The organism is Paractinoplanes deccanensis, from assembly GCF_016862115.1.
Lineage (GTDB): Bacteria > Actinomycetota > Actinomycetes > Mycobacteriales > Micromonosporaceae > Actinoplanes > Actinoplanes deccanensis.
Genome location: NZ_BOMI01000024.1, coordinates 1 through 23,327 on the forward strand (window position 1 = coordinate 1; position 23,327 = coordinate 23,327).

Consider the following 23,327-nt stretch of genomic DNA (forward strand, 5'->3'; position numbering starts at 1 on the left):
CCACCGGCCGTGCCACCGCCAAGCCGCGCCCCGGGCCGCGCGGCCGTCAAGAAGTGACGACCACCCCGCCGACCCCGCTGCGCCCCGCCCGGGTGCCGACCAGCTCCACCGTGACGCCCGCGCGCACCCGCTCGCCGAAGACGTCCACGACCGCGTCCGTGACCCCGGAGACCAGCCGGGCGACGATCTCGTCCGCGTCGGGCCGCCCGAACGCGGCCTCCTTGATGCCGAACGTGACGCTGGGCGACGGCGCGACCGCCGGCGCCCCGCCGATGCCCCATCGGTGCGGCGGCAGCCCGAACAACTGGACGACCACGATGCCGCGGGCCCACTCCCCGTAGACGGCGACGACCGCCTCGGTCAGCTTCTCGATCAGTGTGGTCTCACGCCCGGCCAGGTCGCTCTCCAGGGCGTGGACGCTGAGGTGCGGCATACCATCCTCCGCAAAACACTTTGCTGTCAAATAACCTTTGCATTCAAAGGTATTTCGGGGAGAGACGCATGTCAACGGATGACACGGTCCGGGAGCTCCTGCTGGTCATGCCCAGGCTGATCGGCCGGATCAAACGCCTGCCGCTCCCGGAGCAGCTGCGCTCCCTCGACCTGGCGCCCCGGCACCTGTCCATGCTGTCCCTGATCCTGCTCGACGGCCCGCTCACCGTCTCGCAGCTGGCCGAGTCGCTGGGCGTGGCCCCGACGACGGTGAGCCTGATCGTGAGCGACCTCAGCCGAAAGGGCGTGCTGGTGCGCCGCGAGGACGACGCCGACCGCCGCCGGCGCATCATCGACATCAGCGCCGAGAGCCGCCCCGCCATCGCCCAGTGGCTGTCGCCGGGTGCCCACGCGTGGCGCCACGCCCTGGGTCCGCTGACCCCGGCGCAGCAGCGCATGTTCGTCGACACCCTCCTGCGCTACGAGGAGGCAGCCGCCACCGCAGCGCGACATCAGGCATAGCGATCCCCTGGGCGGGCCGGTGGACCGCGAGAGGCACGCTGATCCGGCGCTGCGGTGCCGTTGACCCGCCGGGGCCGGCGGCGGACGCTGGGAGGATGACCGACTCGACACCTGGGCGGCCGGTGCGGCGGTTCCGCCGCAGCCGGGGAAGGCGCATCGGGGACGCCGTCTTCGGTGTGTTCGTGCGGGCGGGGGTGGTGCCCTGGACCTACATGCTGACCACTGTGGGCCGCAAGAGCGGGCGGCCCCTGACCCACCCGGCGACCGTGGTGCGCGACGGGGAGAAGCTGTGGCTGGTCGCGCCGTACGGGGCGGTGTCGTGGGTGCACAACGCGCGCGCCGCCGGGCGGGTCACGCTCAGCCGCCGGCGGGAGCGGAGGGACTACGCCGTCCGGGAGTTGGCGGCGGCCGAGGCGGGGCCGGTGCTCAAGCGCTACGTGGCCGTCGCCAGTGCCACCCGGCCGTATTTCGCGGCGCACAAGGACGCGCCGGTCGAGGATTTCGTGGCCGAGGCGGGGCGGCACCCCGTTTTCGAGCTGACTGCGTCCTAGATCTGGCAGCGGACGGCGGCGCGCGGCCCTAGTGTGGCGGCACTACACGGGGAAGGGGTTTCGCTATGGGTATGTCGTCGACGTTTCTGCGCGTGGCCGTCGTAGCCGCGGTGGTCGCGCTCGTCACGCTGGTCGTTCTGGCCGTGGGCGGGGTGGACAGCTCCACCGCGACCAAGATCTACGTGGGCTGAGCGGCGCGAAGGAGGCTCCCCGGCGGGGAGCCTCCCGTGGCGGAGACGTCAGCGCAGGAGGTCTGTCGCGTGGCGTACGACATGACGGGCCACGTCCTCGCCGAGGCGGATGCCGGCGACGTCCGCACTGCGGGTGTGGATACCCGACCACACGCGGGCGTCGATGTTCTCGGCGCTCGGCTGGTGCCAGTCGCCGTAGGTGCGGGTCACGCCGGGCGCGGTGGGGCTGCCGATGGTGTACGGCCGGCGTGCGCGCGGGCCGATCAGCGCGGTGAGCACACCCTCGGCCGAGCCGGAATAGGTGTTGTGCCCGCTCGGGTAGTCGGGGTGTGCGGGGGTGTCGTGCAGCGGCAGCCACGTGGCGTCGCCGCCGGCCCGGATCGCGGTGACCGGGCGCCAGCGCTGATAGGTGTACTTCGCGTCCGACGTGGCGATCTGGGTGTCGACGGCGGCGACGTGGAACAGCGCGACGAGCCGGGTGCGTTCGAGGACCGGGGCGGGCGACTGGGCGACGGCGGCGCGCAGGATCGGCGTGTAGAGCGTCAGGGACGAGCCGAGCCAGAAGGTCGCGGTGTCGGTCTGTGCCTGCGTGCGTACGGTGCTGGCCGCCGCGCCGTATGCCCGGACCTCGGCCAGGTCGGCCTCGTAGCGCGGGGAGCCGATCGCCGGGGGCGGGGCGGGGCGGAACTGGCCGGCGGAGCGGAGCGTGAAGGGCCGGGCGACCCGGTTGCCGTATTGCGTGGCGCCCGCGTACTGCGGCGGGGTGGGCTGCCAGACGCCGGGGGCGGCCGCGGGCACCGGGAAGGCCGTGTTGACCGAGGCGGGGTCGAGCCCGTCGCCGGCCCGTTCGGTGAGAAGCCGCTGCGCCGCCGCGCGGCCCGCGGCCACGCTGTCGCGCACCTGCGGCCGGTCCGGCAGCGCCGCGAGCTCGGCGGCGAGCGTGGCGTCGGCGGAGTCGCGGCGAGTGGGCACGAGGGTGACCAGCGTCTGGTGGACCGCGCCGGCGAGGGCCGCGCGCTGACCGTCGGCCGACGGTGTGTGCGCCTGCGCGCGGGCGGCGGCGAGCCAGGCGATCGCCCAGGTGCGGCTGTTGGTGACCTGGGTCGGCGCGCCACCGCCGGCGATCGCGGCGGCTGTCGTGTCGTACCAGGCCAGGACCGAGTCGGTGGTGACCGGCTGAGCGGCCGCCGGCGCGGCGACGCCGAGCGTGGCGACGGTGGCGGCGCCGAGCAGCGCCGCACCTCTGCGGGACACAGGCATCAAATAACCCCTTTGACAGATAGGAAAAGTGGGTTATGCGAGCCTGCATCGACGGACCTCGCTGGGTCAACGGTGATGATGAGACTGTAGTGAGTATTTCCTGATGCGCGGGCGCGGAGATGAGGGGTCGCAATGAGCACCGCCGACCTGATCGTGATGGCCGATCGCGTGCACACGATGACCGCGTCGCGGCCGGTGACCGCGATCGCGATCGCCGACGGCGTCGTCACCGGGCTGGGGGAGCGCTCGGGCGCGCGCGAGTGGCGTGGTCCCGGCACCGAGGTCATCGAGCTGGGCGCCGCCACGGTGACGCCGGGCCTGGTCGACGGGCATGCCCATCCGGTGCTGGGCATCGGGATGACGCGCGGTGCCGACCTCTCCGGTGTGCGCACGCTCGATGAGCTTGGGGCGGTGCTCTCCTCCGTACGGCATGAGGGCTGGCTCGAGGGGTGGGGTCTCGACCCGAACGTCTTCGGTGACCGGCCGCTCACGTCGGCGCCGCTGCCGGTGGACGTGCCCGTGTTCCTGCTGCTGTTCGACGCGCACTCGGCGCTGGTCAACCAGCGTGCCCTCGACCTGGCCGGCATCACGGGGCCGCGGGAGTTCCCGTCGGGGGCGAGCATCGTGTGCGACGCCGGGGGACGGCCGACCGGTCACCTGCTCGAGATGGACGCGCTCACCCTCGTCCGCGATCTCCTGCCGGCGGACGAGCCGGCGGCGCGCCGGCGGCGGCTGCTCGGGCTGATGCGGCAGATGGCGGCGTCCGGGCTGACCGCGGCCAACGCGATGGACTTCGAGGACGACTCGCTGGAGCTGTTCCGGGCGCTGGAGGCCGACGGCGACCTGCCGATGCGGTGGCGGTGCGCGCCGTTCGTCATGCCGGACACCGACGTGGGTGAGGTGCTGGAGAAGCAGCGGCTGCACGGGCGGCGCTGGCGGGTCGAGGGCGCCAAGTTCATGATCGACGGCACCGTGGACGGGGGCACGGCCTGGCTGGAGGAGCCGGACGCGCACGGGGAGTCGACCGCCTGCCTGTGGCCCGACCCGGCCGGGTACGCGGCGGCCGTCCGCGTGCTGGCCGCGCGCGGCGTGCCGATCGTGACCCACGCGATCGGGGACGCCGGCATCCGGTACGTGCTCGACACCCTCGCGGAGCTGCCGCGCGTCTCGTCCGTGCCGCACCGCGTCGAACACCTCGAGACGATGCCGTCCGGCCTGGTCGGGCGCTTTCGGCAGCTCGACGTGACGGCGAGCATGCAGCCGACGCACTGCACCCACTACACGCGCGCCGACCACAGCGACAACTGGTCGCGGCGGCTCGGCAAGGTGCGCGCCGACCGCGGCTTCCGCGCCCGCGACCTGCGCGACAGCGGCGCCCGGCTGGCGCTGGGCTCGGACTGGCCGATCGCGCCGTACGACCCGCGCGGCATCATCGCGGCGGCCCGGCTGCGGCGGCCGGCGGGCAGGCCGGAGGTCGACCCGGTGCTGCCCGGCCAGGCGCTGACAGCCCGGATGGCGCTGGAGGGCTACACCACCCAGGCGGCCGGGGCGGCGGGGCTCGGCGATCGCGCGGGCCGGTTGGCGCCCGGCTACCGGGCCGACCTGACGGCCTTCGCGCTCGACCCGCTCACGGCCGATCCCGACGAGTTCGCCGAGTCGCCGGTGGTCCTCACCGTGGTCGCAGGTTCGGTCGTTCACCGTACGTGAGCAGCGCCGTCAGCAGTAGGTCCAGGCCCAGCTCGAACGCGCGGTCGGCGCGGGCGCGGCCCTGCCCGGCGGCCTCGACGGCGGCGACCAGCACGGGCGTACGCGCCTGGGTCTTGTCCCAGACCTCGTCGGGCGCGGCCACGTCGAGCGCCGAGCCGATCACGAAGCTGTCCAGCACCGTGATGACGTCGAGCAGGCCCTCGACGGGGATGCCGGCGCCGCTGAGGACGGTGGCGATGTCGTCGTACATCCGCATGACGTCGGGGGAGGAGACGGTGTGCGCGGTGAGCATCGGGATCAGCCGCGGATGCCGGGCGAACGCGTCGCGGTAGTGCCGTAGCAGCGAGCGCAGGACCTCGTCCCACGGCGCCCGCGGCCGGGCGAACGGCTCCTCGGCGAAGACCCGGGCGCGCATCGCCTCGATCACCTCGGTCCGGCCGGCCAGGTGGTTGTAGAGCGAGGACGGCCGTACGGCGAGAGCGCGCGCGATCTCGCCCATCGTGAACTCGCCCCGGTCGTCGACGATCGCCAGCGCCGCGGCCGCGATCTTGTCCACCGACAGCTTCGGCGTGGCCGGTCGCCCCACCGGAACTCCTCTCGACAACCGCCCGGGACGACCACCATACTAAAACGAATGGCATTCGTTTACTCGGACCGAAGCGGAGGACCGATGCGCCTGATCACGTCAGGACCGCTCGACTCGCCGGCACGCGTCGAGGCTCCGGCCCGGCCGCCCCTGCGGATCGGCGTCGTGCAGCACCGCTGGCGCGCGGACCCCGCCGAGCTGAAGGACGCGCTGCTCACCGGCATCGGGCAGGCCGCCGAGGCGGGCGCGCAGGTCGTGTTCCTGCCCGAGCTGACCCTGTCGCGGTACCCGGCCTTCGAGGAGCCGAAAGGCGTGCCGGTCGACGCCGCCGAGGACCTGCTGACCGGTCCCACGGTCGCGTTCGCGGCGGAGGCGGCGCGCAAATACGGCATTCCCGTGCACGCCTCGCTCTACGAGCGGGAGGACCTCGGCGACGGGCTCGGCTACAACACCGCCGTGCTGGTCGGCGCCGAGGGCCGGCTCCTCGGCCGCACCCGCAAGACCCACATTCCGATCACCGAGGGGTACGTGGAGGACAGGTACTTCCGCCCCGGGCCGGCCGCGGGCGCGTACCCGGTGCACCGATGGAACGACGTGGGCCTCGGGCTGCCGACGTGCTGGGACGAGTGGTTCCCCGAGGTGGCCCGGCTCTACGCGCTCGGCGGGGCGGACCTGCTCGCCTACCCGACGGCGATCGGCTCCGAGCCCGACCACCCCGACTTCGACACCCAGCCGCTGTGGCAGCAGGTGATCGCCGGGCACGCCATCGCGAACGGGCTCTTCATCGCCGTGCCCAACCGCACCGGCGACGAGGGGCGGATCAGCTTCTACGGCTCCTCGTTCATCGTCGACCCGTACGGGCGGGTGCTCGCCCAGGCGCCACGCGACGAGGAGGCGGTGCTCGTCGCCGACCTCGACCTCGACCAGCGCCGGGACTGGCTGACGCTCTTCCCGTTCCTGCGCACCCGGCGCCCCGACACCTATGCGGGTCTCGCATGACCGCGCAATGGCGCATGCCTGCCGAGACGGAGCCGCACGACTGCACGTGGATGGCGTGGCCGTCGGCCGGCTACACGCTCGGTGACACGGAAGCGGACGCCGACGACGCGCGCCGTGCCTGGGCCGAGGTCGCGCTCGCGGTGGCGCGGTTCGAGCCCGTACGCATGGTGGTCGATCCCGTCGCGAAGCGGCACGCGCGCAAGTGGCTGGGCTCGGACGTGGAACTGCTGGAGGCGCCGCTCGACGACGCGTGGATGCGGGACATCGGGCCCACGTTCGTGGTCGGGCCGGGCGGGCTGGGCGCTGTCGACTGGGTCTTCAACGGCTGGGGGCAGCAGGGCTGGGCCCGCTGGGAGAGGGACGCGCGGATCGCCCGGCGGGTCGCCGAGTGGGCGGGCGCGACGCTGATCCCGTCGCCGATGGTGAACGAGGGCGGCGGCCTCCACGTGGACGGCGCGGGCACCGTGCTGGTGACCGAGACGGTGCAGCTGGACCCGGCCCGCAATCCGGGCTGGCGCCGCGAGGACGTCGAGGCGGAGCTGCGGCGCACGCTCGGCGTCCACGCGGTGGTGTGGCTGCCGCGCGGCCTGACCAGGGACTACGGCGAGTACGGGACGCGCGGGCACGTCGACATCGTGGCGACCGTGCCGTCGCCGGGCACGGTGCTGCTGCACGTCCAGCGGGACCCGCGCCACCCCGACCACGCGATCGACGATGCCCTCCGCGCGGCGCTGCCCGCCGACTGGCGGATCGTCGACCTGCCGGCCCCGGAGCGCCTGGAGGACGAGGAGGGCCCGGTCGACCACAGCTACGTCAACCATCTCGTCTGCAACGGCGGGGTGGTGGCGTGCACGTTCGGCGACCCGCGCGACGCCGAGGCGCTGGAGACCCTGGCTTCCGCGTACGCCGGCCGCGAGGTCACCGGTGTCGACGCCCGCGTGATCTTCGCGCGCGGCGGGGGTATTCACTGCATCACGCAGCAACAACCGAGGGTGGCATCGTGATCGACGTGGACGTTGTGGTGGTCGGGGCCGGCGTGACCGGCCTGACCGCGGCGGTACGCCTGCAGCAGGCGGGCCGCGAGGTGGTCGTGCTCGAGGCGCGCGACCGGGTGGGCGGCCGCCTGCTGACCGAGACGGTCGACGGCGTACGGCTCGAGATCGGTGGCCAGTGGGTCTCGCCCGACCAGACGGCGCTGCTGGCGATGGCCGGCGAGCTCGGCCTGACGACGTATCCCCGCTACCGCGACGGCGACTCCGTCTACATCGGCCGCGACGGCATCCGCAGGACTTTCCGCGGCGACGCCTTCCCGGTCCCGGAGGCCACGGCCGCCGAGATCAAGCGGGTGGCCGAGGAACTGGACCGCCTGGCGTCCCGGATGGACCCGCTCGTGCCGTGGGAGCACCCCGACGCCGCCCACCTGGACCAGATGTCGTTCGCCGCGTGGCTGGCCGCGCAGACCGACGACCCCGAGGCCAGGGACAACATCGCGTTGTACGTGGGCCCGGCGATGCTCACGAAGCCGCCCCACACGTTCTCGGCCCTGTCGGCGGTGCTGATGGCCGCCAGCGCGGGCGGCTTCCACCACCTGCTGGACGCCGACTTCATTCTGGACCGGCGCATAGCCGGCGGCCTCCAGGAAGTCCCGCTGCGCCTGGCCGCGCGGCTGGGCGACGCCGTCCACCTGGCGACCCCCGTCGGCCACGTCGCCTGGACCCCGTCCGGCGCGACCGTCGGCGACTACCGGGCCCGCCACGTGGTGCTGGCCGTCCCGCCCACCCTGGTCAACCGGATCCAGTTCACCCCCGCCCTGCCGCCCGTGCAGGCCCAGATGCGCCAGCACCAGTCCTTCGGCCTGGTCATCAAACTGCACATCACGTACGAGACCCCGTTCTGGCGCTCGTCCGGCCTGTCCGGCACGGCGTTCAGCCCGTACGCCCTGGTCCACGAGGCGTACGACAACACCAACGAGGACCTGCCCGCCGACCCTAGGGGCATCCTGGTCGGCTTCGTCTCCGACACCAAGGCGGACGCCCTGCTGGAGCTGGACGCCCCCACCCGCCGGGAGAAGGTCCTGGAGTCGCTGGCCGCCTACTACGGCCCGCAGGCCCGGCACCCGGTCGCCTACTACGAGAGCCCCTGGCAGGCCGACGAGTGGACGGCCGGCGCCTTCGGCACCAGCTTCGACATCGGCTCCCTGACCCGCTACGGCCGCCACCTGCGCACTCCCGTGGGCCCACTGACCTTCGCCAGCAGCGACGTGGCAGGCCAGGGCTTCCAGCACGTGGACGGCGCCATCCGCATGGGCGAGGCCGTGGCCGGCGCCCTCCTGAGGAACTGAGGCCGCTCACCCACCGCGCTGGAGAACCTGGGTCATCCGGCGGCGGTGACCAGGGTCCGCAGGCGGTTCAGGGCCTCGGCGCGCACGGCGGTCAGGACCGGCTCGCGGGTGACCGAAGCGGGACGGACCGGGACGTGACGCGGCATGCGCTCGGCCGCCGCGCGGATGTCGTCGGCCAGGGCCGGCCCCCACGGGCCGCCGAGGACGACCTCGCGGGGGTCGGCGAGCGCGACCACGGCGGCGATCACTCCGGCGACGGCCCTGGCGAGAATCTCGCGCGTGGCGGGATCACTCGCGAGCAGCCGCCGGACGTCGATCGCCGTCTCGCTGCCGGCGTGGCTGCCGCGCCTCTTCTGACGTAGCCCCAACTCGCCGAAGACCTCGATGAACCGAACCGCCCGCCCACCGGCGCCCGCGGTGATCAGATGCGCGATCTCACCGGCCAGGCCGGAGTGTCCCCGGCGGACCTCGCCGTCGCTGACCATCGCGCAGCCGAGGCCTTCGCCCAAGTAGAGGTAGGCGAAATCCCCTCCGCCTCGCCGGCCCTGTCCCGGCTCGGCGCGCTCCGCCGGGTCCCGCCATTGACGGCTGTGCTCCGGCGGAGCAAGGCCGAGCCGTGCTCGCGACGCGAGGTCGAGCTGCGGCGACGTGTGCTCGGGCCGTCGTGACGTGTGCTCGGGCTGTCCGTGGGTGGCTTGGTGGTCGCGTTCGGCGAGGGCGGCCCAATTCACGTCGTTGTCGACGATGACCGGGCCGGTCACGTAGGGCCTCAGGAGGGCCGCAGGGTCCAGGTCTCCCACCAGGAACGGGGCGTCGGGCAGGTGGACCAGGCGGCCGGTGGCGCGGTCGACCGGGTCGGCGGCGCCCACGACGGCCACGCGGACGGGCTGGCCGGCGCGGGCGATCGCTTCGCCGGCCGCGGAGGTCACGGCGGCGGCGATCTCGGTGGGGTAGGCGGGGCGCACGGCCTGCGCGATGGTGTCGCCGTAGACGTCCACGCACTCGGCCACGACGCCCTCGGGCGCGATGGTGATGGCCATGGCGGCGCCGACGCTGGGGGAGAGGGCGTAGTACGAGCCGACGCGGCCCTTGCCCCGGCCGCCGGGAGTGCGCTCGCCCGTGTCGGTCACCAGGCCGCGCTCGGTCAGGCGGCGGACGCTCTCGCCGGCCGTGGGCTTCGAGATGCCGATCTCGGCGGCCAGCTCGGCGCGGGTCAGGCGGCGGTGGCGCATCAGTGTGCGCAGCACGTGCTCGTCGGTGACGCTACGGACGATCTCCACAGCGCGATCCTAGTCAGGAGCCCTGTCTAGAAGCGCGTGCCATTTCTGGTCAAGGGGGTTGCCTAGAAAGAGGGTGCCCCGTAACGTCTCTTACAAGTAAGGACCCTTGACTTGAAAGCTGGCGCCGAAGCCGGATGTCAGGCGCGACGCCGGTGCGCGATGCCGGAGGGCGGCGGGCGAAGGGCAAAGGGCGTGCAACGAAGGAGGAAAGCTGATGACCGTCACGACGCTGCCGCACTGGGAGGAGACCCCGGCGGACCTGGCCGCGGCGACCCGGCAGATCAAAGCGGCGCTGCGGGCGCGCATCGAGGCGTCAGGTCGCACGGTCGACGAGGTCTTCGCCGTGGTGGAGCGGCGGGTGCAGGCGGCGATCGACGACATCGCCGCCACCCGGCGGCGCGGCGAGCCGGTCTGGCCGGTGATCGACTACGCGGACATCGAGGCCGGCACCGTCACCGCCGCCGACCTCGACAAGCTGCGCAAGCGCGGCTGCCTGGTCGTGCGCGGGCACTTCGAGCGCTCCCAGGCGCTTCAGTGGGACCGCGACATCGTCGACTACGTCGAGGGCAACCACTTCTTCGAGAACTACCGCGGCCCCGGCGACGACTTCTTCGGCAGCGTCGGCTCCAAGCCCGAGATCTACCCGATCTACTGGTCGCCCGCCCAGATGCAGGCGCGCCAGAGCGACCGCATGGCGCGAGTGCAGGCGTTCCTCAACAGCCAGTGGAAGCACACCTCCGAGGGCGTCCAGTGGTTCGACCCCGGCCGTGACTCGCTCTACCCGGACCGCATCCGCCGCCGTCCCGAGGGCGCCGACTCCGCGGGGCTGGGGACGCACCTCGACCCGGGCACGCTCGACCTGTGGATGACGCGGGCGTACCAGAAGGCGTTCCGGCATCTCTTCGACGGCACCGTCGAGCAGTACGACCCGTGGGACGCCGCCTACCGCACCGACGGGCCGCAATATCCCGGCTCGACGATGTGCTCGGCGTTCCGCACCTTCCAGGGCTGGACCGCGCTCTCCGACATGGACCACGACCAGGGTGTGCTGCACACCGTTCCCATTCCGGAGGCGATGGCCTACCTGATGCTGCGCCCGCTGCTGTCCGACGTGCCCGACGACGACATGTGCGGCGTCACCGTCAACCAGGTCTTCCCGGCCGGCCACAAGTGGCACGCCCCGCTCATGGAGGCGCTCTCCGGCATTCCCGACATCCGGGCCGGCGACTCGGTCTGGTGGCACTGCGACATGATCCACAGCGTGGCCCCGGTCGAGGCGCAGAAGGGCTGGGGCAACGTCATGTACATCCCGGCGGCGCCGTGGTGCCCGCGCAACGAGCGGTACGCGGTCTCGGTGCGCGAGGCGTTCCGCACCGGGTCGAGCCCGTCGGACTTCCCGGCCGAGCACTACGAGCGGGACTGGCCGAACCGCTTCCACGAGTCGGACCTGAACGAGACGGGCCGCCGAGGGCTCGGGATGTTGGCTTAATCATAGGTTAGGCTTACCTAACCCGGAACCACTTAGGATCTCGTCGCGAAGTGACCCCTTCACGACGAGCGGACCTGACTGTGCGTTCCCGATATCCCCTGTCCCGAGCCGCCCACGCGCTCGTGGCAGTCATCACGGTTCTGGTGGGGGCGGCCCCGGCCGCCGCCACCAGGCCCACCGAAGCCGCCGCCACCCCGCCCACCACAAAGGCCGAAGCGGCAACCGACACCGGCTTCACGGCCCAACCCCAACCCCAGACGGCCCCCGACGGCAGCGCGGTCACCTTCTCCGCGACCTACCCCGGGGCCGTCCTCTACACCTGGTACCGCACCGACGCCGCCGGCACCAAGGCGCTCCCCGGCAACGCGGCCACCTACACCTTCACCGCGACCTACGCCGACAACGGCGCCACCTATTCGGTGCGCGTCTTCGACTCCGCCTTTGTGCAGCACCGCTCCGACGAGGCGAAGCTGACCGTCACCCCGGTGGCCGCGACCGTCACCGAGCCGCCGCACGACGCCTCGGTGCAGGCGTACCAGAGCGCCCGGTTCACCGTCACCGCCGGCGGCACCTCGCCGTACACGTACCAGTGGCAGCGCCTCACCGCCGGCACCTGGGCCGACATCGCCGGCGCCAGCAAGCAGGACTACGCGTTCAAGACCGCGCCCGCCGACGACGGCGCGCAGTTCCGGGTGCTGGTCGGCAACGCGTACGGCCCGCGGATCGCCTCGGCCCCCGCCAGGCTTGACGTGACGTCGGGCGGCGGCAGCCTCGACCCGGTGGCGCACGCCAGCCTGGAGTGGGGCATCAACACCATCTACCAGGGCGGCAACCCGGCGAACTCCGGCTGCAACTTCTTCTCGGCCGGCACCCAGGCGCCGTTCCAGCCGCGCCAGGGCAACGTCCGGATCGTGCACCGGCTGCCGGACGGCAGCGCGCAGGGCATCTCCGACGCCACCAAGTGCATCCCGGGCTCCGGGACGCAGCTCAACCAGCGGGCGCTGTTCACCGAGGGCGCCGGCACCGCCAACCCGGTCACCGGGGAGGCGACCATCAAGTGGACCGGGGCCTTCACCGCGAACGCGTACTCCGGCATGGTCACCTGGTATCTCAAGGACCCGGTCCTCACCATCGCCGCGGACGGCACCGGCACGCTCACCGCGACGAGCGGCGGGATGGGCTCGAGCCGCGCCAACCCGGGCACGCAGGAGCCGATCGCCGCCCGTACCGTCACCGTGGCGACCTTCGACCAGGTGCTGCTCACCACCACGGGCGCGCAGATCTCGCCGTCCTTCGCGGGCGTCGACTACTTCCCGCTCGTCGACGGCAAGAGGTCCACCACCTCCGCCATCTCCGACACGGTCAAGAAGGCCGAGCCCGGCTGGGGTTCCTGGCCGCAGTCCTTCGTGGACTTCCAGTACGAGACCGGCCTGTCCACCTATTGGCACAGCAGCGGTCTGGCCGGCGACGCCGACAAGCTCCCGCTCGACATCACGGTCGGGTTCAACGCCGCGCCGGTCGTCAAGGACGTCCCGGTCATCCTCGCCAACCCGTCGACCGCCGCGGCGCAGCCGTACGTCGAGGGCCGCGGCCTGACCGTCACCGCCGACGTCGACGGCGACGCCGATCTGCGCTGGGAGAGGGCGAGCTCGGCGGCCGGGCCGTGGACCGCCATCGACGGCGCGACCACCGAGACGCTCACCATCGCCGCCGTCGACTCGTCGTGGAACGGCACGTACGTCCGCGTCGTGGCCACCAACGGCGACGGCCGGGCCGTCTCCACCGCCGTGCGGCTCAGCACCGCGCCGTATGCGGCGCCCGCCTTCGCGAAGCAGCCGGCGGACGTGGTGGCCGTGGCGGGCAACCGGGCCGTCGTCTCCTTCCAGCTCACCGGGAACCCGGCGATCGACGCCGGCAAGGTGACGCTGGAGCGCAGCGACGACAAGGGCGCCACCTGGACGGCGTGGACCGGCGTCACGGCCACCACCGCCGACATCACCATCGCCGCCGTCCCGGCCGACGCGAACGGCGCGCAGGGCCGGGTCGTCGCCGAGAACGTCGAGGGCGCCCGGACGACGTCCGGCGTGTTCTCCTTCCGCGTCTTCGCGTCCACCGGCAAGCCGCAGCTGGTCGTGCTGCCCGACGGCCCGGTCGACCCGGGCAAGGAGACCGCCCTGACCATCGTCGGCGCCGGTTTCCCGGTGCCGGACTGGGCGAGCGCGACGCAGACGTACTCGCTCGACGTGGGCCTGTTCGACGCGCAGGTGTGGCAGCCCGGCAAGCAGGGCACCCGCGACTGGGTCGCCACGTCACCGGACAGCTCCAGCGGTCAGATCTACCACGACTGGATGGCGATGACCGGGGGCACGTTCACGATCGGCCTCAGGGTGCCGGCGGGCAAACTCCAGGCCGGGCACACGTACGGCATCGGGGCCTTCCTGCGGCTCACCGACATCAGCACCTGGCAGGACACGTTCGGCAACCGCTCCCTCGACGCGTGGACGCCGATCCGGCTCACCACGGTTCCGGCGGACGGCTCGCAGGAGATCGTCGTCGAGGTGCCCGAGCAGCAGGAGGAGCCGGGCGAGTTCCTCTGGACGATCGACGCGACCGACCGCACCGTGACGCTCTCCACCGCCGAGAACAAGGGCGACTACCTCCAGTCGACCGGCGACCTCAAGCCGGTGAAGGTGACCGACACCCGCGCCGGCGGCCCCGCCTGGTCGGTCTCCGGGGTGGCCGGCCCGTTCACCGGCGGCCTGCCCGCCAGTTATCTCGGCTGGACTCCCGCCGTGGCCACCGCGGGCGCCGGCGCCCAGGCCGGAACCGCTGTCACGGCGGGCGACGGCGACGGCCTCGGCGCCTCGGCCACCCTGGGGTACGCGGCCGACGGCCACGCCAAGGGCACCGCCGTCCTGGGCGCGCGCATGGACCTGCGCCTGCCCGTGACGACCGCGCCCGGCACGTACAGCACCATGCTCACCCTGACGGCGCTCTCCTGACATGTCGCCGCTCAGAGCCCTGCTGGCGGTTCTCGTCGCCGTGTCCGGCCTCGTGCCGGGCGCGGCGGCGGCCGCCCCCGCCGCCGAGACGCTGACCTGGTCGGTCCGGCCCACCCCCACCAAGAGCCGGCCCGACCGGCCCCATTTCGCCTACGACGCGCTCCCCGGGCAGCAGATCAAGGACAGCCTCCGGGTACGGAACTACGGCGCGGAACGGCTTTCGCTGTCGGTCTACGCGAGCGACGCCCTCACCACCTCGAGCGGCGCCCTCGACCTGCTGCCGGCCGGCGCGAAGTCCACCGACGTGGGCAGGTGGGCCGTGCTCGGCAAGTCGCGCATCGACGTGCCGCCGGGCGAGTTCGTCGACGTGCCGTTCACGATGACCGTGCCCGCCAAGGCGGAGAGCGGCGACCACACCGGCGGCATCGTCACCTCGTACCTCTCACCGGGAACCGACGGCGCGGGCCGGGCCGTCACCGTCGACCGGCGCCTCGGCACCCGGATGTACGTGCGCGTCGGCGGCGACCTCCAGCCGCGCCTGGAGGTGTCGCGGCTCGACGCGAGCTGGTCCGGCACCCTCAACCCGTTCCGCCCGGGCGGTCTGCACGTCGGCTACACGGTCACCAACACCGGCAACGTCCGCCTCGGCGCCGATCAGGTCGTCGCGGTCTCCTTCCCCGGCGGCGAGACCACGCTCGCCCGGATGCCGGAGCTGCTGCCGGGCGACTCGCTGACCTTCGGCGCCGACGTGCGCGGGGTCTGGCCGTTCTTCCGTACGAGGGCAGAGGTCCGCCTGACGCCGGTGCCCACCCGCCGGGGCGACGTCTTCGGCCCGCGGACCGCCCCGGCCACCGCGTCCGCCGCCGTGTGGACGATGCCGTGGCCCCAGCTCGCCGTGCTGCTCGCCGCCGCTCTCGCCGTCGCCTGGCTCGTGTGGCGCCGTCGCCGCCGGCGCGCCGCGGTGAGCCGGCAGGTCGAGGAGGCCGTCCGGGCCGCGCTCGCCACACGTGCGCCATGACACGCCGAAGGAGGTCAAGTAGGCGGCCCGGCTGCCGATGCACCGGATCGTGGATCTCCCTCGCGGTCATCGGTTGATGCGCTTCCACCTCGCGGTCGCGGCCGTGGCGGTGGCCGGTTTCCTCGCCGTCCCGGACGGCAGCACCACGCAGCTGGTCTGGCAGGTGGCCTGCGGCTGGTACGCGGCGGCGGCGATCGCCGTGGGCATCCGGCACTGGCGGCCGGTCCTGCCCGCGGCGTGGTGGCTGTTCGCGATCGGGGTGGCCGGCAACGCGAGCGGCATCCTCGTCGAGGACGTGCTCACCCGTACCGGCGTGGGGGTGGGGTTTCCGTCCTGGGCCGACGCCGCCTACCTGTCGCTCTATCCGGCCGCCGCGGCCGGTCTGCTCCTGCTGATCCGGCGGCGCACCCCGCACCGCGACTGGTCGAGCCTGGTCGACGCCACCACGCTGACCACCGGCATGGGGCTGCTCGCCTGGGTCTTCATGGTCAAGCCGGCCGCGTCCGACCCGTCCATCGGCCTGCTCGGCCACATCGTCAGCGTGGCGTACCCCGTCGGCGACATCGTCCTGCTCGCCATGACCGTGCGCCTCATGCTCGGCGGCGCCGCCCGCAACGTCTCGTTCCGCCTGCTCTGCGCGGCCCTCGTCTGCTTTCTCGCCGGCGACGGCGCCTGGGCCGTCATCAACCAGATGGCGTGGGAGCCGGGCCCATCGGCCCACAAGGTCCTCGCCGACGTGTTCCTGGCCGGCTATCTGCTCTTCGCCGCCGCGGCCGTCCACCCCGATGTCCGCTCGCTGTCGAGCGCCGTCGGCCCGCGCGCCGCCCGGCTCAGCCGCCCGCTGCTGACCGCCCTCACCGTGGCGTCGCTCATCGGCCCGGCGCTGCTCATCATGCAGGTGGTACGCGGTGAGGTGACCGACGCGCTGGCCATAGCGCTCGGCTGCGCGGCGCTGTTCCTGCTCGTCGTCACCCGGATGTCCCAGCTCATCACGCAGCTGGACGTGCAGACCGAGAGGGTGCGCGAGCTCGCCGTCACCGACGAGCTGACCGGCCTGCCGAACCGGCGCGCGTGGAACACCGAGCTGCCGCGCACCCTGGAGCGGGTGCGCCGCACCGGCGACCCGCTCGCCGTGGCCATCATCGACATCGACCACTTCAAGAGCTTCAACGACGCGTACGGGCACCTGGCCGGCGACCGCCTGCTCAAGGAGGCCGCGGCCGCGTGGCAGGACCAGCTGCGCACCGCCGACCACCTGGCCCGCTTCGGCGGGGAGGAGTTCGTGGTGATGCTGCCCGACGCCACCGCGGCGCAGGCCCGCGACATCGTCGACCGGATGCGCCGCGCCACCCCGCTCGGGCAGACGTTCTCGGCCGGCATCGCGGTCTGGGACGGCACCGAGACGGCCGACGAGATCACCGCTCGCGCCGACGCCGCGCTCTACGGCGCCAAGAACGCCGGCCGCGACCGGATCCACGACGCCGCGCTCCACACCGCAGCCCCCCACAGCGCCACCGAGAAAGTTGCCGAGCCGACTGCACAGTGACGGCGCGGGAGTCGTCCTAGGGGAGTGACCTTCGAGCAATTCGCGATGGCCCGCCTGCCCAGCCTCCTGCGCTTCGCGGTCGTCCTCACCGGTGACCGTGAGCTCGCCCAGGACATCGTCCAGGAGGTGCTCGCCCGGGCGCAGGCCCGATGGCGCCGGATCAGCCAGACGGAGGACCTGGAGACGTACGTGCGGCGCATGGTGCTCACCGAGTACCTGTCGTGGCGGCGGTTCTGGGCGGTCCGCCGTCTGCGCCCGCGGACCGTGCAGGGCGGCCTGTGGGAGCGGCTGGCCGGCCTCGGGCGCAAGCAGCGGGCCGTGCTGGTGCTGCGCCACTACGAGGAGCTGGACGACGAGCGGATCGCCGATCTGCTCGGCTCCTCCCGGGCGGCGGTGCGCGGCCATGCCTCGAGGGCTCTGAAGACGCTCCGGCTCGAGCCGGAGCTTGCCCACTGCATTCCCGCCGAGGAGAAGTCGTGACCGAGCAGCACCCCGACCAGCTGCGCGAGGCATTCGCCGCACACGAGCACAACACCCCCGACCCGTCCGCCGTCTACGCCCGGGTGGTGGAGCTGTCCGGCCGGTACAAGCGCCGCCGGCGGGGCGCCCAGATCGCCGCGGGCGGCGTGCTGGGCGCCGGCCTGATCGCCGGCGCGGTCAACCTGCCCGCGTTCCTGCCCGGCGGCTCGGGAGGCGGCAGCGCCGCGGGCATCCCGGCCGCCGCGGCGCCCGCCGTCTCCCCGTCCAGCGCGCCGTCCGACGCCGAGCTCCAGGCGCGCTGGCAGGCGTACGCCGACGCGGGCTACGGCCTCGGCGACGCCGAGAAGCTCGCCAAGCTCTGGCACCTGAGCGCCGCCAACCCGGGCGCCGTCAAGGCGGAGGCCGGCCGCCGGCTGCTGCTCGGCGAGACCCTGCCGGTCAAGCCGCACCCCGACGTGGTCCCCGAGGACACCACCACGCCGGAGCAGCAGAAGCAGTTCCAGGCGTTCTTCGACGCCGGCTACGTGTGGGAGGACGCCGAGAAGCTCGCCGGCCTCTGGAACCTGAGCGACCCGCCGGCCGCGAAGCTGGAGGCCGGCAAGCGCCTGCTCGCCGGCGACACCCTGCCGGTGCAGCCGAAGCCCGCGAACGTCACGGCGGCCCGCGAGCAGAAGCAGGAGATCAAGCGTCTGGACACCTTCTTCGCCCGGGGCTACGACGGCGCCGACGCGGCCGAGCTGGCCGAGCTGTGGCACCTGAAGACGCCGTACGAGGCGAAGATCGAGGGCGGCCGGCGCCTGCTCGCCGGCGAGACCCTGCCGATCCAGCCCTGACACCACCCCCGGGCCCGGCGCCGGCTCTCCGGCGCCGGGCCCTCGGCGTGCCGCTCAGGGCACGAACGAGCCGAGCTGCTCGTCGAGCCACGGGTAGAGCTCCTCGGCCGGCGTGCTCATCCGCGACTTGAGGTAGCGCGTCTGGTCGTCGGCCAGCACCTCGAACGACCCGTCCGCCACGGCGTCGTAGGCCTGGGCGACGACGCTCGCCGCGCTCACCTTGGGAACGTCCCACCGGGCCGACATGGGCGTGTCGATCATCCCGACGAGCAGGCCGATGACGTGCGTGCCCTGCCCGCGGAGCTCCGTGCGCAGCGCGTTGGTGGCGGACCAGGCGGCCGCCTTGGAGGCCGCGTAGCCGGTCGGCAAGGTGACCCAGGCGGCAGCGGACAGGATGTTCAGCAGCGTGCCGCCGCCGTTCGCCGCGAGCACCGGGGCGAAGGCGCGGGCGACGCGCACCGTACCGAAGAAGTTGGTCTCGAAGACCCGGCGCAACTCCTGTTCGGGGCCGGTGATGTGGTCGCCCGCGGGCGCGATGGCGGCGTTGTTGATCAGCAGGTCGACGTCCGGCGCTGCGTCCGCGGCGCGCGTCACGCTGTCCGCGTCGGTGAGATCCAGCGTCAGCGGCTCGACCCGCCGGTCGTCCCATCCCCTGGGGGTACGCGCCGCCGCGTAGACCTTCGCCGCGCCGCGATCGAGCGCCTGCCGGACGAACTGCTCGCCGAGCCCACCGTTCGCGCCGGTGACGAGCACCGAACGGCCGTCGAGTGACGTGGTCATCTAGACTCCTTCGATAACTGGGGACAATCCCCGCAACGACTATGTGGGGACAATCCCCACTTGGTCAAGAAGGAGCCGGCATGACGAAGGCGACACGCCCGCTGCGCGCCGACGCCCAGCGCAACCGCGACGCGATCCTGGCGGCGGCACGCGAGACGTTCGAGACCGAGGGCGTCCTCACCTCGCTCGACGGCATAGCCCTGCGCGCCGGCGTCGGCAACGCCACCCTCTACCGCAACTTCCCGACCAGGGAAGACCTGCTGGCGGCCGTCATGCAGACGAGCACCACCGCGGCTCTCGGCCACGCCGACGAGCTGTCCCGCACCCGCACACCACGCGAGGCGGTGGCCGAGTGGCTGGTGTGGTTGAGCTGGCAGCTGCGCATCTGGCACGACCTGCCGGTCTGCCTCGCCGACGCCCACGACGACCCCGACTCCCCGGTGCAGGCCGCGGGCAACCCGCTGCTGGAACGGACGGCCACCCTCCTCGACAACGCCAAGGCCACCGGCGACGTCCCCGCCGCCGTCACCGCCGACGAGGTCTACGAACTGGTCCTGGCCCTCTCGTGGGCCATCGACCGCTTCGGCGACACGGAACAGGCCGCCCGCCGGCGCGTCACCATGGCCACGGCCGGCATCTTCACCTGACGCGGGCGCCACCCACCCACGCCCGCCGCTGGGTTGCGGCGGCGGGCGCGAGGGCGTGCCGGGAGAACGAACGTTCTGTCTAGCCGCCGCGTCCGCTGCGGGGCTGCGGCGGCGGGCGCGAGGGCCTGCCGGGAGAACGAACGTTTTGTCCAGTCAATTCACGTCGCCGGCTCAGCTCTGCCCGTCTCGCAGAATGTGCGCCTTCGGGCTGATGGTCGTCGGCGGTAGGCGGTGGATCGGGTGCATCCACCGGCAGGCGCGGGCTCAGGACGACGCGACCGGTGCGTGCCATGGGTAGAACGAACGTTCTGTCCACCCGCCGGGGAGGTGGGCAGGCGGGGAATCGGATCGGCAGGGAGGCGGAAGAGTGCGAAGGCGCGATGGGGGAAGGCGGAGTGCAGGGCCGTGAGGAGTGAAGGGAAAGGCGGAAAGGCGAAGGCTTCGCCCGCGAAGGCGTAGAGGTGGAGAGGCGCGTGGGGAAGGCGGGCTGGAAGGCCAGAAAGAGGCGAAGGAGAAGGTGCGGGCTGCGAAGGCGGGAAGGCGGCCGGCCGCAGACGACGCCCCGGAGCGAGCCGTTCGGGATGGGGCCCGTTCGATGTTGTAGAAATGGATCTTGGGCAGGGGAGGCCGCGCGTTGGGGGGCGACATGGCCGGGGACGTCCCGTTCGGGGTGTTGCTGCGGCGGCTGCGGGTGGGGGCCGGGCTGACTCTGGAGCAGCTGGCTGAGGCGTCCGGGGTGACCGATCGGGCGATCAGTGACATGGAGCGCGGGGTCAGCCTGCGGCCGCGGGCGCGCACCGTGGCGGCGCTCGCTGACGGGCTCGGCGCCGCGGGGGAAGATCGGGAGTCTCTCCTGGCCGCGGCGCGGGCGGGGCGTGGGGCGGTGGCAGGGACCCGGCTTCCGCCGCCGCGGCAAGTTGCCGACTTCACCGGGCGGGGGGCCGAGCTTGCCCAGGTGGCGCGGTGGGCCGCCGGGGACAGGGCTGTCGTCGTCGTCAGTGGGGACGCGGGTGTCGGCAAGACCAGCTTCGCCATCCGGGCCGCGCACGCGTGGCCGGCCGAGGAGCAGCTCTTCGTCGATCTGCGCGGGCTGGACGAGAAGCCGCAGACGGCCGCCGCGGTGCTGGGGCGCCTGATCCGGGCCGTGGATCCGGACCGGCGCTCCGTTCCGCCCGAGGCCGACGAGGCGTCCGCGCTGTGGCAGACGCTGATCGGCGGGCGGCGGCTGGTCGTCGTGCTGGACAACGCGATCGCCGAGGCCCAGGTCCGGCCGGTGCTTCCGGCGCGCGGACCGGCCGTCGTGGTCGTCACCAGCCGGCGTTCGCTGAGCGGTCTCGAGGACGTGCACCGGCTGCGGCTGGACCCGCTGCCCGAGGCCGACTCCGTGACGCTGCTCGACGGCATTCTGCGCCGCGAAGCCGCCTCGCCCGAGCAACTGCGCCACATCGCCCGGCTGTGCGCGAACATCCCGCTGGCGCTGCGGATCGCGGGCAACCGGCTGGTCAGCCGTCCGGAGTGGACGGCCGACGACCTGATCACCCGGCTGGCCGCCGGGGACCCGCAGGTCAAGGCCGCGTTCGACCTGTCGTACCAGCAGCTGTCGGAGGTTGCCCGCCGGTTGTTCCGCAGGCTCGCCCTGGTGCCGGGGACGTCCACCGGGCCCGAGCTCGCCGCCGTGCTCGCCGAGGAGCCGCTGCTCGCCACCGAGGACGCGCTGGACGAGCTTGTCGATCTCAGCCTGTTGCAGCAGCGGCCCGACGGCCGCCTCGATTTTCACGACCTTCTGCGGTTGTACGCCGGGCAGGCGCTCGACCGGGAGGAGGCCGCCGCCGACCGCGCGGCGGCGAAGCGGCGGCGCGACGCATGGCTGCTGGACACCGCGACCGTGGCCGGGCGGCATTTCGAGCCCGACTACGGTCCCGGGCGGGCCGGCGCCGCCGAGCTGGTCGACTTCCGTTCGCCGGGCCGGGCCGGCGACTGGCTGCGGGCCGAGGCCGAGAACTGGCTCGCGGCCCTGCGCGCCGCACCGGACCGGCGCGTGGTCGACGTCGCCGAGTCGCTGCACTGGTATTCCGACAGCTGGTTCGCCTGGCCCGGCTGGGAAGAGGTGTTCACCCTGTCCAGCGCCGCCGCCGAGCGGCTCGGCGACGACCGCCTGCGCGCGATCCACGAGGGCTACCTCACGTGGGTCTACCTGGTCGCCCAGCACCGGGCCGGCAAGGGGCTGGAGCACGCCCGCCGCGCGTTCACCGCCGCGGTCCGCTCGGGCGACCGCCGGCAGATCGGCTGGGCCCAGTATTACGTGGCGTGGGCGCTGCGGCTGCTGGAGCGCGACCCGGAGGCGGTCGAGCACATCCGCGCGGCGGTCCGCGAGTTTCGCGCCACCGGCGACCGCGAGGGCGTGCCGAACGGCCTGCTCATGTGGGCGGACCTGCTGGTGCGCCAGGGCGAGCCGGACGAGGGCGCCGTGCTCTTTCGCGAGATCATCGCGACGGTGCGCGACCCGGCCACCGCGCCGCCGCCGCACATCGCCGGCTATGCCGAGGCGACGGCCTCCCAGGTGCTCGCGGACATCGAGGCCGGCGCCGGGCGCTGGCCCGAGGCCCTGGAGGCGGCCACCCGGCAGGTCGAGATCCGCGGGCGCCAGGGCGACAACCCGGGCGCGATGGTACGGGCGCTGGCCCTGCGCGCGTACATCCTCGTGGAGATCGGCGACCACGAGCAGGCCCGCGCCGACCTGGCCGCCCTCGACGCGATGCGCGACCGCGCCGGCGATCAGGTGCGCCGCCCCGGCCCGCTGCGCGACCGCATCGAACTGATCGAACGGGCGCTGGGCCGATCCGGCCAGGACCCCGGTCGCGGCCGCTGAAACCCCGCCGCCGCAGATCCGGTGTCTGCTCGTCCAGCGGCCCGCCGGGCGCATTTCGGGTGCCCGGCGGGCGGCCGGTTGTCAGCCGGTCGGGGCTGACGGGCGGGGCCTCGTACGGCCGTCAGTTGGTGAAGACGGCGGGCGAGCCGGTGATGCTGGTGTCGACGACCGGCGCGTACCGAGCGGTGAAGAAACCGCTGCCCGGGCACGTGATCGGACCGCTGAACTTGGTGAAGGCCTGATCGGTGAAGCTGATCGAGTTGTCGGTGTTGTCGGCCGAGCCGGTGATGGCGTTGCCGTCGGCGCGGTAGACGCAGGTGACCGAGCCGAGGATGGTGCCGAGGCTCAGCGTGGTCTGGATGGGCGCCGCGTCCGTGCCGGTCACGGTGACGGTCCCGGTGCCGCTCGCGACGGTGGTGGCGAACGGGGTGTTGTTCACCGCCACGCTGTTGACCCGGGTGACGCCGAAGATGTTCGAGGTGCAGGACGCGAAGGTGTGGTCGGTGACCGACTCGGTGGCGACGCCGGGCGCCTCCGGGTTGTCGACGACCGTCGCGGTGAAGGCCGACTCGGCGCAGGTGATGCCGGTGGTGCCGCCGGCGGCCGTGCGGAAGTCGGCGGTCGTCCCGGCGGCGACCGCGGCGGTCAGCACGTCCCCGGGGGCGACGGCCGCGCCGCCGGGCGCTTCCACGGTGAGGACGGTGGAGGCGTCCGCCAGGGCGGGCGCGCCGGACAGGCCGACGGAGGCCGCGACGGCGGTGATCACGAGAATGCTTCGGTACGCGCGCATGGCT

The 23,327-nt window shown here is 73.3% G+C and carries 20 protein-coding genes; 14 read left to right on the plus strand and 6 right to left on the minus strand.

Features of this window, described 5'->3' with window-relative positions; translation table 11 throughout:
* Window positions 1-46 precede the first annotated feature (46 nt).
* Window positions 47-433, minus strand: coding sequence for a tautomerase family protein (locus Ade02nite_RS07910; RefSeq protein ID WP_203760885.1), 387 nt, complete (start codon window positions 431-433; stop codon window positions 47-49).
* Window positions 434-501: 68 nt separating this feature from the next.
* Here Ade02nite_RS07910 and Ade02nite_RS07915 point away from each other — a divergent pair, with 68 nt between their 5' ends.
* Window positions 502-954 carry a MarR family transcriptional regulator gene (locus Ade02nite_RS07915; RefSeq protein WP_203760886.1) on the plus strand — a complete coding sequence of 151 codons (453 nt, stop codon included), beginning with the start codon at window positions 502-504 and terminating at the stop codon, window positions 952-954.
* A gap of 95 nt (window positions 955-1,049) precedes the next feature.
* On the plus strand, window positions 1,050-1,505 hold the full coding sequence (locus tag Ade02nite_RS07920; protein ID WP_203760887.1) for a nitroreductase family deazaflavin-dependent oxidoreductase: 456 nt from the start codon (window positions 1,050-1,052) through the stop codon (window positions 1,503-1,505).
* 239 nt (window positions 1,506-1,744) lie between these two features.
* Here Ade02nite_RS07920 and Ade02nite_RS07925 read toward each other — a convergent pair whose 3' ends face one another.
* The gene (locus Ade02nite_RS07925; protein WP_203760888.1) at window positions 1,745-2,956 is read right to left on the minus strand and encodes a vanadium-dependent haloperoxidase; all 1,212 of its coding nucleotides are present in this window, start codon (window positions 2,954-2,956) and stop codon (window positions 1,745-1,747) included.
* Window positions 2,957-3,088: 132 nt separating this feature from the next.
* Here Ade02nite_RS07925 and Ade02nite_RS07930 point away from each other — a divergent pair, with 132 nt between their 5' ends.
* The gene (locus Ade02nite_RS07930; RefSeq protein ID WP_203760889.1) at window positions 3,089-4,663 is read left to right on the plus strand and encodes an amidohydrolase; all 1,575 of its coding nucleotides are present in this window, start codon (window positions 3,089-3,091) and stop codon (window positions 4,661-4,663) included.
* Here the strand turns inward: Ade02nite_RS07930 and Ade02nite_RS07935 are convergent.
* Window positions 4,626-5,249, minus strand: coding sequence for a TetR/AcrR family transcriptional regulator (locus Ade02nite_RS07935; protein WP_203760890.1), 624 nt, complete (start codon window positions 5,247-5,249; stop codon window positions 4,626-4,628). The genes Ade02nite_RS07930 and Ade02nite_RS07935 overlap by 38 nt on opposite strands.
* Window positions 5,250-5,333: 84 nt before the next feature.
* On the opposite strand from Ade02nite_RS07935, the gene Ade02nite_RS07940 reads away from it, so the two are divergent.
* From Ade02nite_RS07940 to Ade02nite_RS07950, 3 genes are read left to right on the plus strand one after another with little or no spacing between them, the layout of a single operon-like run.
* Window positions 5,334-6,248 (plus strand): nitrilase-related carbon-nitrogen hydrolase, encoded by a 915-nt coding sequence (locus Ade02nite_RS07940; RefSeq protein WP_203760891.1) that lies wholly within the window; start codon window positions 5,334-5,336, stop codon window positions 6,246-6,248.
* A 14-nt stretch (window positions 6,249-6,262) separates the two neighbouring features.
* On the plus strand, window positions 6,263-7,252 hold the full coding sequence (locus Ade02nite_RS07945; protein WP_203760892.1) for an agmatine deiminase family protein: 990 nt from the start codon (window positions 6,263-6,265) through the stop codon (window positions 7,250-7,252).
* Complete coding sequence (locus Ade02nite_RS07950) at window positions 7,249-8,589, plus strand: flavin monoamine oxidase family protein (protein ID WP_239168613.1); 1,341 nt, start codon at window positions 7,249-7,251, stop codon at window positions 8,587-8,589. The genes Ade02nite_RS07945 and Ade02nite_RS07950 overlap by 4 nt, the downstream gene beginning before the upstream one ends.
* Before the next feature lie 32 nt (window positions 8,590-8,621).
* On the opposite strand, the gene Ade02nite_RS07955 is transcribed toward Ade02nite_RS07950, so the two are convergent.
* A complete protein-coding gene (locus Ade02nite_RS07955; RefSeq protein WP_239168614.1) occupies window positions 8,622-9,869 on the minus strand; it encodes an ROK family transcriptional regulator in 1,248 nt (415 codons plus the stop codon).
* Window positions 9,870-10,083: 214 nt separating this feature from the next.
* Between Ade02nite_RS07955 and Ade02nite_RS07960 the strand changes: the two genes are divergently transcribed.
* The 6 genes from Ade02nite_RS07960 (at window position 10,084) to Ade02nite_RS07985 (ending at window position 18,237) form a co-directional block, all read left to right on the plus strand.
* Window positions 10,084-11,358: a DUF1479 domain-containing protein gene (locus tag Ade02nite_RS07960; RefSeq protein WP_203760893.1), complete on the plus strand. Its 1,275-nt coding sequence runs from the start codon at window positions 10,084-10,086 to the stop codon at window positions 11,356-11,358.
* Between the two features lie 80 nt (window positions 11,359-11,438).
* Window positions 11,439-14,360, plus strand: coding sequence for an immunoglobulin domain-containing protein (locus tag Ade02nite_RS07965; RefSeq protein ID WP_203760894.1), 2,922 nt, complete (start codon window positions 11,439-11,441; stop codon window positions 14,358-14,360).
* Between the two features lies 1 nt (window position 14,361).
* On the plus strand, window positions 14,362-15,378 hold the full coding sequence (locus Ade02nite_RS07970) for a WxL protein peptidoglycan domain-containing protein (RefSeq protein WP_203760895.1): 1,017 nt from the start codon (window positions 14,362-14,364) through the stop codon (window positions 15,376-15,378).
* A gap of 76 nt (window positions 15,379-15,454) precedes the next feature.
* Complete coding sequence (locus Ade02nite_RS07975; RefSeq protein WP_203760896.1) at window positions 15,455-16,924, plus strand: GGDEF domain-containing protein; 1,470 nt, start codon at window positions 15,455-15,457, stop codon at window positions 16,922-16,924.
* A gap of 24 nt (window positions 16,925-16,948) precedes the next feature.
* On the plus strand, window positions 16,949-17,404 hold the full coding sequence (locus Ade02nite_RS07980; RefSeq protein WP_239168615.1) for a sigma factor-like helix-turn-helix DNA-binding protein: 456 nt from the start codon (window positions 16,949-16,951) through the stop codon (window positions 17,402-17,404).
* Window positions 17,401-18,237: a hypothetical protein gene (locus tag Ade02nite_RS07985; RefSeq protein ID WP_203760897.1), complete on the plus strand. Its 837-nt coding sequence runs from the start codon at window positions 17,401-17,403 to the stop codon at window positions 18,235-18,237. The genes Ade02nite_RS07980 and Ade02nite_RS07985 overlap by 4 nt, the downstream gene beginning before the upstream one ends.
* Before the next feature lie 54 nt (window positions 18,238-18,291).
* Here Ade02nite_RS07985 and Ade02nite_RS07990 read toward each other — a convergent pair whose 3' ends face one another.
* Window positions 18,292-19,017, minus strand: coding sequence for an SDR family oxidoreductase (locus tag Ade02nite_RS07990; RefSeq protein ID WP_203760898.1), 726 nt, complete (start codon window positions 19,015-19,017; stop codon window positions 18,292-18,294).
* An 80-nt stretch (window positions 19,018-19,097) separates the two neighbouring features.
* On the opposite strand from Ade02nite_RS07990, the gene Ade02nite_RS07995 reads away from it, so the two are divergent.
* Together Ade02nite_RS07995 and Ade02nite_RS08000 are read left to right on the plus strand one after the other, a co-directional pair.
* Entirely contained in the window at window positions 19,098-19,664 is a 567-nt protein-coding gene (locus Ade02nite_RS07995; RefSeq protein WP_203760899.1) for a TetR/AcrR family transcriptional regulator, read from the plus strand.
* Between the two features lie 646 nt (window positions 19,665-20,310).
* A complete protein-coding gene (locus Ade02nite_RS08000) occupies window positions 20,311-22,533 on the plus strand; it encodes a helix-turn-helix domain-containing protein (protein WP_203760900.1) in 2,223 nt (740 codons plus the stop codon).
* A 121-nt stretch (window positions 22,534-22,654) separates the two neighbouring features.
* Here Ade02nite_RS08000 and Ade02nite_RS08005 read toward each other — a convergent pair whose 3' ends face one another.
* Complete coding sequence (locus Ade02nite_RS08005) at window positions 22,655-23,323, minus strand: Tat pathway signal sequence domain protein (protein ID WP_203760901.1); 669 nt, start codon at window positions 23,321-23,323, stop codon at window positions 22,655-22,657.
* Window positions 23,324-23,327: the final 4 nt, after the last annotated feature.